Source organism: Variovorax sp. HW608 (assembly GCF_900090195.1).
Classification (GTDB): domain Bacteria; phylum Pseudomonadota; class Gammaproteobacteria; order Burkholderiales; family Burkholderiaceae_C; genus Variovorax.
Genome location: NZ_LT607803.1, coordinates 7,452,533 through 7,464,158 on the forward strand (window position 1 = coordinate 7,452,533; position 11,626 = coordinate 7,464,158).

At 66.8% G+C, this 11,626-nt stretch carries 12 protein-coding genes; 4 read left to right on the forward strand and 8 right to left on the reverse strand.

Translation table 11 applies throughout. The features are described 5' to 3' along the window. Positions 1–51: 51 nt before the first annotated feature. The 3 genes from glgC to VAR608DRAFT_RS35300 are packed head-to-tail and all read left to right on the forward strand — an operon-like array spanning position 52 to position 5,305. Positions 52–1,350 carry a glucose-1-phosphate adenylyltransferase gene (gene glgC / locus VAR608DRAFT_RS35290; RefSeq protein ID WP_088958283.1) on the forward strand — a complete coding sequence of 433 codons (1,299 nt, stop codon included), beginning with the start codon at positions 52–54 and terminating at the stop codon, positions 1,348–1,350. Between the two features lie 6 nt (positions 1,351–1,356). Further along, on the forward strand, positions 1,357–2,817 hold the full coding sequence (gene glgA / locus VAR608DRAFT_RS35295; RefSeq protein ID WP_088958284.1) for a glycogen synthase GlgA: 1,461 nt from the start codon (positions 1,357–1,359) through the stop codon (positions 2,815–2,817). A 31-nt stretch (positions 2,818–2,848) separates the two neighbouring features. Further along, positions 2,849–5,305, forward strand: coding sequence for a glycogen/starch/alpha-glucan phosphorylase (locus VAR608DRAFT_RS35300; protein WP_088958285.1), 2,457 nt, complete (start codon positions 2,849–2,851; stop codon positions 5,303–5,305). A 4-nt stretch (positions 5,306–5,309) separates the two neighbouring features. Here VAR608DRAFT_RS35300 and VAR608DRAFT_RS35305 read toward each other — a convergent pair whose 3' ends face one another. The 4 genes from VAR608DRAFT_RS35305 to VAR608DRAFT_RS35320 all read right to left on the reverse strand — a co-directional run bounded on the left by VAR608DRAFT_RS35305 (position 5,310) and on the right by VAR608DRAFT_RS35320 (position 7,969). After that, a complete protein-coding gene (locus VAR608DRAFT_RS35305) occupies positions 5,310–5,777 on the reverse strand; it encodes an ExbD/TolR family protein (protein WP_088958286.1) in 468 nt (155 codons plus the stop codon). A 3-nt stretch (positions 5,778–5,780) separates the two neighbouring features. Then, positions 5,781–6,479 carry a MotA/TolQ/ExbB proton channel family protein gene (locus VAR608DRAFT_RS35310; protein ID WP_088958287.1) on the reverse strand — a complete coding sequence of 233 codons (699 nt, stop codon included), beginning with the start codon at positions 6,477–6,479 and terminating at the stop codon, positions 5,781–5,783. Positions 6,480–6,498: 19 nt separating this feature from the next. Further along, positions 6,499–7,329 carry a 4-hydroxy-tetrahydrodipicolinate reductase gene (gene dapB / locus VAR608DRAFT_RS35315; RefSeq protein ID WP_088958288.1) on the reverse strand — a complete coding sequence of 277 codons (831 nt, stop codon included), beginning with the start codon at positions 7,327–7,329 and terminating at the stop codon, positions 6,499–6,501. A 67-nt stretch (positions 7,330–7,396) separates the two neighbouring features. Continuing rightward, positions 7,397–7,969 carry an outer membrane protein assembly factor BamE gene (locus VAR608DRAFT_RS35320; RefSeq protein WP_088958289.1) on the reverse strand — a complete coding sequence of 191 codons (573 nt, stop codon included), beginning with the start codon at positions 7,967–7,969 and terminating at the stop codon, positions 7,397–7,399. 86 nt (positions 7,970–8,055) lie between these two features. Between VAR608DRAFT_RS35320 and fur the strand changes: the two genes are divergently transcribed. Then, the gene (gene fur / locus VAR608DRAFT_RS35325; protein WP_088958290.1) at positions 8,056–8,475 is read left to right on the forward strand and encodes a ferric iron uptake transcriptional regulator; all 420 of its coding nucleotides are present in this window, start codon (positions 8,056–8,058) and stop codon (positions 8,473–8,475) included. On the opposite strand, the gene VAR608DRAFT_RS35330 is transcribed toward fur, so the two are convergent. From VAR608DRAFT_RS35330 to hpf, 4 genes are all read right to left on the reverse strand, one after another. Beyond that, positions 8,472–9,356: a CPBP family intramembrane glutamic endopeptidase gene (locus tag VAR608DRAFT_RS35330; RefSeq protein ID WP_197700442.1), complete on the reverse strand. Its 885-nt coding sequence runs from the start codon at positions 9,354–9,356 to the stop codon at positions 8,472–8,474. The genes fur and VAR608DRAFT_RS35330 overlap by 4 nt on opposite strands. Positions 9,357–9,477: 121 nt before the next feature. Then, positions 9,478–10,437 (reverse strand): HPr(Ser) kinase/phosphatase, encoded by a 960-nt coding sequence (gene hprK, locus VAR608DRAFT_RS35335; protein WP_088958291.1) that lies wholly within the window; start codon positions 10,435–10,437, stop codon positions 9,478–9,480. A gap of 179 nt (positions 10,438–10,616) precedes the next feature. Next, positions 10,617–11,084, reverse strand: a complete 468-nt coding sequence (locus VAR608DRAFT_RS35340) for a PTS sugar transporter subunit IIA (protein ID WP_088958292.1) — start codon at positions 11,082–11,084, stop codon at positions 10,617–10,619. 92 nt (positions 11,085–11,176) lie between these two features. Next, positions 11,177–11,506, reverse strand: coding sequence for a ribosome hibernation-promoting factor, HPF/YfiA family (gene hpf / locus VAR608DRAFT_RS35345; RefSeq protein WP_088958293.1), 330 nt, complete (start codon positions 11,504–11,506; stop codon positions 11,177–11,179). Positions 11,507–11,626: the final 120 nt, after the last annotated feature.

Consider the following 11,626-nt stretch of genomic DNA (forward strand, 5'->3'; position numbering starts at 1 on the left):
CGCAGGGATGCTAGGCTGGAATCACCGGGAAAAAACAAACGGAGGCAACAGATGAACGACATCGAGCAACCGAACCTGCAGGCCCATCAACTCGTTCGCCGCACCATCGCGCTGGTGCTGGCCGGCGGCCGGGGGTCCCGGCTCAAGCAGCTCACGGACCGGCGTGCCAAGCCGGCGGTGTACTTCGGCGGCAAGTTCCGCATCATCGATTTCGCGCTGTCGAACTGCCTCAACTCGGGCATCCGGCGCATGGCGGTGGTCACGCAGTACAAGTCGCATTCCCTGATGCGCCACCTGCAGCGCGGCTGGAGCTTCCTGCGCGCCGAGCTCAACGAGATGGTCGACGTGCTGCCCGCGCAGCAGCGCGTGGGCGACGAGCACTGGTACCGCGGCACCGCCGACGCGGTCTATCAGAACCTCGACATCTTCCGGACACGATCGACGCCGCATGATTACGTGGTGGTGCTGGCCGGGGACCACGTCTACAAGATGGACTACTCGATCACGCTCACCGACCACGTCGCGCACGGCCGCGGCTGCACGGTCGGCTGCATCGAGGTTCCGCGCATGGAGGCGACGGCCTTCGGCGTGATGGCGGTGGACAAGGACCGCAACATCACCGCGTTCCTCGAAAAGCCTGCCGACCCGCCCGCAATGCCCGGCAAGCCCGAGGTGGCGCTCGCGAGCATGGGCATCTACATCTTCGATGCCGAGTACCTCTACCGCATGCTCGAGGAGGACAGCACCGACCCCGACTCGGACCATGATTTCGGCAAGGACATCATCCCCCGCGCCGTGGCCGAAGGCCGCGCGGTGGCGCATCCTTTCGGCATGTCGTGCGTGACCCGCGCGCAGCGCGGCGGCGACGCCAAGGCCTACTGGCGCGACGTGGGCACGATTGATGCATTCTGGGCAGCCAACCTGGACCTGGCGTCGATCACACCCGAGCTGGACATCTATGACACCGACTGGCCCATCTGGACCTACCAGCGGCAGCTTCCGCCCGCCAAGTTCGTGCTCGACCGCGAGGGCAAGCACGGCATGACCGTCAACACCATCGTCTCCGGCGGCTGCATCGTCTCGGGCTCGAAGGTGAGCAGCTCGGTGCTGTTCTCGGGCGTGCGGGTGCACTCCTTCTGCACGATCAACGAGGCGGTGCTGTTGCCCGACGTGCAGATCGGCCAGCGCTGCCGGCTCAACAAGGTCGTCATCGACCGCGCCTGCATCCTCCCCGAGGACACCGTGGTTGGCGAAGACCCCGCGGCCGACGCCGCTCGCTTCGAGCGCACCGAGGGCGGCGTGGTGCTCATCACGCGCGAGATGCTCAAGCGCCTCGGCTATCCCCAGTAAGGGCGCATGCGGATTCTCCAGGTCAGCGCCGAACTCTTTCCCCTGCTGAAGACCGGAGGGCTGGCCGACGTCGCGGGCGCGCTGCCGCTCGCGCTGCTGGCCGCCGGGCAGGACGCGCGCGTGCTCCTTCCGGGATTTCCGGCGATCGTCGCCGGTGTCGTCGATTCACGGCCGGTGGCGGAATTCGCCGCGCCCTGGGGCGAGCAGGTGCGCCTGCGGCTCGGCCGCATCCCGATCGACGGCGCACCGGCCCTTCCGGCCTATGTGATCGACGCGCCCTGGCTCTACGACCGGCCCGGCAACCCCTACGAGGACCCGAGCCGCCAGCCCTACGGCGACAACCACCGGCGCTTCGCCTTGCTGGGCTGGGCCGCGGCCCAACTGGCGCGCGACCTCGATCCGCACTGGCGGCCCGAGATCGTCCATGCCCACGACTGGCATGCCGGGCTCGCACCGACCTATCTGGCTTTTGCGCAACCCGACGGCCGACCGCGCGTGGGCAGCGTGTTCACGGTGCACAACCTGGCGTACCAGGGACTCTTTGCGCCATGGCACTTCTCCGAACTGGGATTGCCGCCGGCTGCCTTCAGCGTCAACGGGCTCGAGTTCCACGGCCAGTTGTCGTTCATGAAAGGCGGCCTGTGCTTCGCCGACCGCCTCACGACGGTGAGTCCGACCTACGCGCACGAGGTCCAGACGCCGGAGCAGGGCTTCGGATTGGATGGCCTGCTGCGCAGCCGCTCGCACGTGCTCAGCGGCATCCTCAACGCGGTCGACGACCAGGTCTGGAATCCGGCGATCGACACGCTGATCCCACATCGCTTTGACAGCCGGCGCATGACCGGCAAGGCGCGCTGCAAGGCCGCACTGCAGGAAGCGCTGGGCCTGGCGCCGCTGCCCGATGCACCGCTCTTCGTCGTGGTGAGCCGGCTCACCGAGCAGAAGGGCCTGCACCTCGTGCTTGAAGGGCTGGATGCGTTGCTCGCGCAGGGCGGCCAGCTCGCGCTGCTCGGCAGCGGCGATGCCGAGCTCGAAGACGCGTTCCGCCAGCGCGCCACCGACGCGCCCCGCTCGGTCAGCGTCACGCTGGGCTACAGCGAAGCGCTCGCGCACCGCCTGTTCGCCGGTGGCGACGTGACACTGGTGCCGTCGCTGTTCGAGCCCTGCGGGCTGACGCAGATGTATGGCCTCAAGTACGGCAGCCTGCCGCTGGTGCATCGCGTCGGCGGACTCGCGGACACGGTGGTCGATGCCACCCTCGAAGACATGGCAAGCGGCGATGCCACCGGCTTCGCCTTCGATGCCTTCGACACCGCCGGCTACGCCCGCGCGGTGCGCCGCGCCTTCGCGCTCTACCGGCGCCGCGCCGACTGGCGGGCGGTACGCGCCCATGCGATGAGCCGCCCCGCCGACTGGGGCACCGCCGCCGCACGCTATCTCGATGTCTACGCCGAGGCGATGGGCTGAACCCACGCCGGCGAAACCACACGGCCCCACCATGACCATCGAAGACTTCACGTACGACCATCCCGATCGCGACGTCGCCGCCTTCAAGCGCGCGGTCGCCAACAAGCTCATCTACGCGGTCGGCAAGGATCCGGTCGCCGCGAGCCAGGACGACTGGCTGCATGCGACCGCGCTCGCGGTGCGCGACCAGATCGTCGAGCGCTGGATGACCACCACGCGCCAGATCTACGCGCAGCGCCTGAAGCGCGTCTACTACCTGTCGATGGAGTTCCTGATCGGCCGCACCTTCACCAATGCGCTGCTGGCGCTGGAGCTGCAAGGCACGGTGAAGCAGGCGCTGGCCGATTTCGGCGTGGATATCCAGGCGATCGCCGAGCGCGAGCCCGATGCGGCCCTCGGAAACGGCGGCCTCGGGCGGCTCGCCGCGTGTTTTCTCGATTCGATGGCGACGCTCGGCGTGCCCGGCATCGGCTACGGCATCCGCTACGAATACGGCATGTTCCGCCAGCGCATCGTCGACGGCCAGCAGATCGAGACGCCCGACTACTGGCTCACGCGCGGCAACCCGTGGGAGTTCCAGCGGCCCGAGGTGACCTATCGCGTGCGCTTCGGCGGCCATGTGCAGCGCGGCGAAGGCGGCGCGGCCAGATGGGTCGACACGCACGACGTGCTGGCCGTGGCCTACGACACCATCATCCCCGGCTACGGCACGCAGGCCACCAACACGCTGCGCCTGTGGTCGGCGCGCGCGACGGAGGAAATCGATCTCTCGGCCTTCAACCGCGGCAACTACATGGAGGCGGTGGAAAGCAAGAACCACTCGGAGAACGTCTCGCGCGTGCTCTACCCCGACGACTCCACGCCCTCGGGCCGCGAGCTGCGGCTGCACCAGGAGTACTTCTTCGTCAGCGCCAGCGTGCAGGACCTGCTGCGCCGCTACCTGCGCAACCACACCAACTTCGACGACCTGCCGGACCAGGTCAGCATCCACCTCAACGACACGCACCCGGTGCTCGCGGTGCCGGAGCTGATGCGCCTCTTGATCGACGAGCACGACCTGCCGTGGGACGTGGCCTGGGGCCACACGCAGAAGGTGTTCAGCTACACCAATCACACGCTGATGCACGAGGCGCTGGAAACCTGGCCGGTGGAGATGTTCGGCCGCGTGCTGCCGCGCCACCTGCAGATCCTGTTCGACATCAACGCGCGCTTTCTCGCGCGCGTGACGCAGGCGCACGGCCACGACGTCGAGCTGATGCGCCGGCTGTCGCTCATCGACGAGTCCGGCGAGCGGCGCGTGCGCATGGCCTACGTGGCGGTGCTCGCGAGCCATTCGGTCAACGGCGTCTCGGGGCTGCACTCCGAGCTGATGAAGCAGTCGATCTTCGCCGACTTCGCCAAGCTGTTCCCCGAGCGCTTCAACAACAAGACCAACGGCGTCACGCCGCGGCGCTGGCTGGCGCAGGCGAATCCTCCCCTGGCGACGCTGCTCGATACGCGCATCGGCCGCGGCTGGCGCCGCGACCTCAAGCAACTCGAAGCGCTGCGGCCGATGGCGCAGCAGCCGGCCTTCGTGCGCGCCTTCCGTCATGCCAAGCGCGAGAACAAGCTGCGGCTCGCGAACTGGATCGACGAGCATCTGCGCATCGACCTCGACACCGACGCGATGTTCGACGTCCAGGTCAAGCGCATCCACGAGTACAAGCGGCAGCTGCTCAACGTGCTGCATGTCATCGCGCGCTACCACCGCATCATCGACGCGCCCGAGGCCAAGCACGTGCCGCGGGTGGTGGTGTTCGCGGGCAAGGCGGCGTCGGCGTATCACATGGCCAAGCTGGTGGTCCGGCTCATCAACGACGTGGCGCATACGATCAACAACGACGAGCGGGTCGGCCGCCTGCTGAAGGTGGTGTTCATCCCCAACTACAGCGTGACCCTGGCCGAGATGATCATGCCGGCGGCCGACCTGTCGGAGCAGATTTCAACGGCCGGCACCGAGGCTTCGGGCACCGGCAACATGAAGTTCGCGCTCAACGGTGCGCTGACCATCGGCACGCTCGACGGCGCCAATGTCGAGATGCGCGAGAACGTCGGTGCGGACAACTTCTTCATCTTCGGCAACACGACGCCGCAGGTGGCCGCCATCCGCGCGAGCGGCTACCAGCCGCGCGACTTCTATGAAGCCAATCCGGAACTGCAGCGCGTGCTCGACAGCATCCGCGACGGCATGTTCTCGCCCACCGAGCCGGCGCGCTATCACGAGATCTTCGATGCGCTGGTGAGCTGGGGCGACCACTACCTGCTGCTGGCCGACTATGCGAGCTACATCGAGGCGCAGGGCCGTGTCGATGCGCTCTACCGCGATCCGGATGCGTGGACACGGATGGCGATCCTCAATGTGGCGGGGATGGGCGCGTTTTCATCGGACCGGACGATCGCCGAGTACGCACACCAGATATGGCACACCAAGCCAGTGCAGCTGAGCTGAATCGCTACTTGGTCGGGCTTTCCGTGCGCCGGCCTTCGGTGACGAAACCGATGCGGCTCAGCCCCGCCTTGTTCGCGATGCCCATCAGCTCGACCACCTTGCCGTAAGGCACGGTCTGGTCGGCGCGCAGCTGAACCTCGGTGTCGCGGCTGTCGGCGGCGGCCCTGGCGAGTCCGGCGGCGAGCGCATCGTTCGAGACCGGCTGCTCGTTGAGGAACACCTTGCCCGAGGCATCGACGACGAGGCTCACGAACTTCGGCGTCTCGTTGGGCTTGCCCGCGTCGGTGCGCGGCAGGTCGAGCTTGATCGAGCTCGCCATCAGCGGCGCGGTGATGATGAAGATCACCAGCAGCACCAGCATCACGTCCACCAGCGGCGTGACGTTGATGTCCGACAGCGGCCGCTGGCCGCCCGCGCCGATCGAGCGTCCGCCGGTGGGCGTGCTGCCGAGCGAGGTGCGACCGAAGGCCATGGTTCAGACCGGCATCGGCCGAGCCGGAGGCGGCGGCGTTTCGCGCGGCGCCGGCTCGCCCAGCATGCCGAGCAGGTCGTGAGCGAAGCCCTCGAGCTCGGCCTCGATGCGGCCGACGACGCGCCCGAACACGTTGTAGGCCAGCACGGCCGGAATCGCGACCGCGAGGCCGAAGGCGGTCATGATCAGCGCCTCGCCGACCGGGCCGGCGACCTTGTCGATCGTGAAGCCGCCGGTTTCGCCCGCGATGCCCACTAGCGCGCGGTAGATGCCCCAGACGGTGCCCAGCAGGCCGACGAAGGGCGCCGTCGCACCCACCGTCGCCAGAAGGATCTGGCCGGATTGCAGGCGCCGCAGGGCCGCGTGCAGCGCATCGCGCAGCACCCGCGTCACGCGCTGCGCGCGATTCACCGCGCCGCCGAGCGTGCCGCCGTCCACTTCCACGGCGAGATGGCGGACCGCGCTCACCGCCGGCAGCACCAACTCGGCGCGATCGAAGGACTTGAGACTGGATTCGGCCTCGCCGAGCGACGGCGACTGCCAGAAGGCCGCGATGCTGCGCACCACGTCGCGCGTGCCGCCGCGCAGCAGCCAGGCCTTCCAGAGGATCACGACCCAGCTCGCCACGGACATGAGAAGCAGGAGGACCGCCACCGAGCGGCTGACGCCGTCGCCGTGCGCAAGCAGCTCAATCACGCTCATGTGGCGCTCATGCCGGCGATCAGCGCAGTTTCAGGACGTCGAACATGTCGAACAGGCCCGCGCGCTGGTCGGCCAGGAAGCGCACGGCGCGCAGGCTGCCCTGTGCATAGCCGGCGCGGTTGGAAGACTTGTGCGAGATCTCGATGCGCTCGCCGGTGCCGGCGAACAGCACGGTGTGGTCGCCCACGATGTCGCCGCCGCGGATGGTCGCGAAGCCGATGGTCGAGGGATCGCGTTCGCCGGTCACGCCTTCGCGGCCGTACACCGCGCATTGCTTGAGGTCGCGGCCGAGCGCATCGGCGATCACCTCGCCCATCTTCAGCGCGGTGCCCGAGGGCGCATCGACCTTGTGGCGATGGTGCGCTTCGATGATCTCGATGTCATAGCCGGTCGACATCGCCTTGGCGGCCATTTCGAGCAGCTTCAGGGTCACGTTGACGCCGACGCTCATGTTGGGCGCCAACATGATCGCGATGTCCTTCGCGGCCGCGGCGATCTCCGCCTTTTGCGCGTCGCTGAGGCCGGTCGTGCCGATCACGAGCTGCACGCCCATTTCACGGCAGGCGGCGAGGTGCGCCATCGTGCCTTCGGGACGCGTGAAGTCGATCAGGACCTGCGCGTTCCTGAGGCCCTCGCGCAGATCGGAAACGATCGGAACGCCGCTCGGAGCGCCCAGGAACGCGGAGGCATCGGTGCCGATCGCGCTGCTGCCGGCGACGTCGAGCGCGCCGGCCAGTTGGCAATCCCCGGATTGCCGCACGGCCTCGATCAGCATGTGGCCCATGCGCCCGGAAGCACCGGCAACGGCGACGCGGCGGAGGGAAGAGGAGGAAGTGGGTTTGGCAGTCACGAGTCTCGACCTCGGAAATGCAGATTCGGGAAGGGGCCACGCCGGCCGCCGGTCCGGCGTGCGCTCATCAGCGCGATTCGAGCGGAGGATACGCAGCCGGCAGCGGCGCGGTCGCCGCAGCGGGATCGCTGTCGGACGGTTTGTCCTTGTCCTTGGCCTTGTCGCTGTCCTTGGGATCGAACTTCTTGAGCTGGTCTTCCGATGCTTCGAGCGTCGGCACCTTGCCGCTGCGACGGCGGGTGTCGAGCGTGGCGACGAATTCTTCCTCGCTCGGCATCGGGTCGCCCTCGAAGCGGTCGAGCAGGTCGCCGTTGAAGTACAGCGTCAGCCGGCGCTGCTGCGGCTCCACACCCTGGCGCCGGATCGTGAAGACGTAATCCCAGCGGTTCGAATGGAAGACATCGGTCAAGAGCGAGGTGCCGAGGACCTCGCGCACCTGCTGGCGCGTCATGCCGGGCTTGAGCGCCTCGACTTGTTCCTTGGACACGAAGTTGCCCTGGACCACTTCGATCTTGTAGGGCGTGACCGCGTAGAGCGCGCTGCGGGTGGTGTTGCCGACACTGCTGCAAGCGCCGAGGCCCAGGCTCGCCGCGATGGCGGCGGCAAGCAGCCAGTGACGGCGTTGGGGAATGGCAGGCATGGGAAAGGGGTTGGACGATATGATCAAATCATTGTAGCGGTTGGCCCTCTGGAGCCCTTTTCCCCGACCGGCCGCAGGGACGACCCATGAGCAATATCGAAGAACTGAAGAACACGGGCCTGAAGGCCACGCTGCCGCGCCTCAAGATCCTGGAGATCTTCCAAAACGGCGGTCAGCGCCACATGACGGCCGAAGACGTGTTCCGCGTGCTGCTCAACGACCACTCCGACATCGGGCTGGCCACGGTCTACCGCGTCCTCACCCAATTCGAACAAGCCGGGATTCTCGAACGCAGCCATTTCGAGAGCGGCAAGGCCGTCTACGAGCTCAACGAGGGCAAGCACCACGACCACCTCATCTGCACGTCTTGCGGCAAGGTCGAGGAGTTCTACGACTCCGAGATCGAGCGTCGCCAGCAGATGATCGCGAAGGACAAGGGCTGGATCCTCCAGGACCATGCCATGTCGCTGTACGGCCTGTGCGGCGACTGCGTCAGCAAACGCTAGGAAGCGTCGCGCCGCAGGAAAAAGCCCCGGTCCGTGACGACCAGCCCCACGGACAGCACCGTCAGCAAGGCCGTCTGGATGAGCTTGCTGTCCGGGTGCGTGGCAAACATCTCGTTGAAGACACCCGCCGTGATGTGAAAAACGACGGCGACCCCGATGCTGCGATGGCACTTGTAGTACAGCCAGTTCATCAGGATCACGAAGGGGACGATGCTGAAGGCGAAGTTCAGGCTGTGGAGCAAGCCCATCTCCGCCACGTTGCTGTGGTAGTAGTCCTTGATGAATGACAGCGGCATGTGCCAGAAGGCCCAGAAGACCGCGAACAGCAGCGAGGCGGCCAGGAGGTTCATGCGCTGCCGCAGGCTGTCGGTGCCATAGGAGTGCCAGGCCAGTTCCTCGGCCAGCGGCGCCACGAGAAGCAGGAACCAGCCGGGAAAGATGCCGGCCGAGAACGAGGTCTTGCCGGCGAAGGCGAACTGGTCCGCGCTGTAGCCGAACAGCAGCGAGATGGCTTGCGCCAGGAGAATGCTCACTGGCATCAGGAAACAGGCCAGGAACAGGTAGACCAGCCGAACGCCCCGGATGCCGACGAGCCGCCGCCCCAGGTCCGCGCGCAACGCCGGATCGGGCCAGATCAGCCGGAAGGCGATCCAGGCCGGCGCGAACAGCCCGGCCACGCCGAGAACCCCCACTGCCACGCCCAATGACGGGCGGGTCGGTGTCAGGTGACTCAGGTATGCGGCGGCGAACCAGAAGGCCCAGGGAATGCCCGTCGCCAGAACGTAGAAGAAGACCGGACGACGGTACCTGTGGATGACGCCGCCCATGTCATGGTGGGCGGCCGCCGGCGTGGTCGCCGGCGGTGCGAGCGCAGTGCGCATGAATTCTCTCCCTGCGAAAAGCGCAAGGCTAGCCGCCGGGGAGGTGCCGTCAAGCCGCGATTGACTCTGCCTTGACCCAATCGGGGAAAAAAGCGGCGCCGGCCGGACTTCGGCCGCGCCGTCAGTCGTCGTCGCGCGCGCTCTCCATCGCCTTGTGGTGGCGGGCGACGAAATCGGCATAGGTGTCGATGCCGCGCAACTGCAGGATCGAGTTGCGCACCGCCGCCTCCACCAGCACCGCGATGTTGCGTCCGGCGACCACCTGGATGATCACCTTGCGCACCGGGATGCCGAGCACGTCCTGGGTGAGCGGCGCCGAGGGCATGCGCTCGTAGTCGCGCTCGAAGCTGTCGCGCCGCACCAGGTGCACGATGAGCTTCAGCCGCATCTTCCGGCGCACGGCGGTCTCGCCGAAGATCGCGCGGATGTCCAGGAGGCCGATGCCGCGGACCTCGAGCAGGTTCTGCAGCAGTTCGGGGCAGCGTCCTTCCAGCGTGGTCTGGTTGATGCGGTAGAGGTCGACCGCGTCGTCGGCGACCAGGCCGTTGCCGCGCGAGATCAGTTCGAGGCCGAGCTCGCTCTTCCCGAGGCCCGATTCGCCGGTGATCATCACGCCGAGCCCGAGAATGTCCATGAACACCCCGTGCATCGAGGTGCGCTCGGCGAAGTGTTTCGACAGGTACGCACGCAACACGTCGATCACGAAGGCCGAGGACTCGCGTGTGGCAAAAAGCGGCAGCTGGGCCCGCTCGCAGATCGAAAGCAGTTCGTCTGGCGCCGGCTGGCCGTCGGCCAGCACCAGCATCGGCGGCTCCAGCGTGACGATGCGGGCGATGCGCCGGACGCAGTCCTCGTGCGTGCCGCGCGTGAGATAGGCGACCTCGCGGGCGCCGAGGATCTGGACCCGGTACGGGTGGATGTAGTTGAGGTAGCCGACGAGGTCCGCCGCCGACTGGGCGCGGCTGATGACGTCGGGGTCGAACTGGCGCTCGGACGCGCCCAAACCGGCCAGCCATTCCCAGCGGAGCGACCCGCGGAACTCCTCGAACATGGCGTCGGCGCTGATGACGGTGGGCTTCATGATGGCGGAGAAGTATGGGCCACTAGGACCTGTTCACGCTATTTCCGAGGTCGCCCGGAAATAGCGTGAACAGGCCCCAACGGCCGGCGGCGCACGCCCGGCCGGGCCTTGCCCGCGAAGGTGCCGGTTTCAGGAGAGGCACGGTCGGCGAAGCGGCGAGCCGGCGGGGCAGCACTGCTTCAGGCGACCTGGGCGGATTGCCAGCCGGCGATCAGCGCGTGCAGCGCCGCCGCATCCGTGCTCGACTTGATCTGCTCGCGCAGGTTCGCATCGCTCAGCAGTTCGGCAATCTCCGAAAGTATTTCAAGATGTTTCTGCGTGGCCGCTTCGGGCACGAGCAGAAAGATGAGCAGGACCACGGGTTGCTCGTCCGGCGCGTCGAAGCCGATCGGGTTCGCGAGCTGGAACACGGCCGCCATCGGCGACTTGAGACCCTTGATGCGGCCGTGCGGGATGGCAACGCCGTGGCCCAGACCGGTGGAGCCCAGGCGCTCGCGCGCGAAAAGGCTGTCGGTGATGAGGGCGCGGCCGAGGCCATGCAGGTTTTCGAACAGCAGGCCGGCTTCTTCAAAAGCACGCTTCTTGCTGGTGGCGTCGACGCTCACAAGCACTTGAGCGGGTGGCAGGATGGACGCGAGTCGGTTCATGTTGATGCGGGGCGGGGGCGATTATGCACCCACCCCGCAAAAAGCAAAGGGCCGCTCGAAAGCGGCCCGCAAGAGTATTTGCCCGAGGGGACTTACATCACGCGCTTGGGCGCCGCGTGGTGGTGGTCCTGCAGGCGATCCTTGTGGCGCACGACCTGCCTGTCGAGCTTGTCGACCAGTTCGTCGACGGCAGCGTAGAGATCAGCGTGGCTCGCTTCCGCGAACATGTCATTGCCCTTGACGTGAATATTGCATTCGGCACGTTGCCGGCGTTCCTTTTCCTTTTGCTTTTCCACCGTGAGGATCACCTTCACATCGACGACTTGATCGAAGTGGCGGTTGATCCGGCTCAGCTTGCTCCTAACGTAGTTGTCCAGCGCGGGGGTGACGTCGAGGTGGTGACCGCTGATCGTCAAATTCATGAATGACCTCCTGGAATTGACGGTTTGGAAAAAAGGCCTCGTCTCTGGTTGGGAGACGCGACCGGGGGGGAAATTCAAGGGTTGGGGGAGAGAAGAGAGAGAGAGAAGAGGGGGAAGGGA

Bases quoted from the DNA above. Each gene is read 5' to 3' on its own strand.
- VAR608DRAFT_RS35330 (WP_197700442.1), bottom strand. From the start codon at position 9,356: ATGCGCACTGCGCTCGCACCGCCGGCGACCACGCCGGCGGCCGCCCAC.
- VAR608DRAFT_RS35320 (WP_088958289.1), bottom strand. From the start codon at position 7,969: ATGCCTGCCATTCCCCAACGCCGTCACTGGCTGCTTGCCGCCGCCATC.
- hprK (WP_088958291.1), bottom strand. From the start codon at position 10,437: ATGAAGCCCACCGTCATCAGCGCCGACGCCATGTTCGAGGAGTTCCGC.
- glgA (WP_088958284.1), top strand. From the start codon at position 1,357: ATGCGGATTCTCCAGGTCAGCGCCGAACTCTTTCCCCTGCTGAAGACC.
- glgC (WP_088958283.1), top strand. From the start codon at position 52: ATGAACGACATCGAGCAACCGAACCTGCAGGCCCATCAACTCGTTCGC.
- hpf (WP_088958293.1), bottom strand. From the start codon at position 11,506: ATGAATTTGACGATCAGCGGTCACCACCTCGACGTCACCCCCGCGCTG.
- VAR608DRAFT_RS35340 (WP_088958292.1), bottom strand. From the start codon at position 11,084: ATGAACCGACTCGCGTCCATCCTGCCACCCGCTCAAGTGCTTGTGAGC.
- VAR608DRAFT_RS35305 (WP_088958286.1), bottom strand. From the start codon at position 5,777: ATGGCCTTCGGTCGCACCTCGCTCGGCAGCACGCCCACCGGCGGACGC.
- fur (WP_088958290.1), top strand. From the start codon at position 8,056: ATGAGCAATATCGAAGAACTGAAGAACACGGGCCTGAAGGCCACGCTG.
- VAR608DRAFT_RS35300 (WP_088958285.1), top strand. From the start codon at position 2,849: ATGACCATCGAAGACTTCACGTACGACCATCCCGATCGCGACGTCGCC.
- VAR608DRAFT_RS35310 (WP_088958287.1), bottom strand. From the start codon at position 6,479: ATGAGCGTGATTGAGCTGCTTGCGCACGGCGACGGCGTCAGCCGCTCG.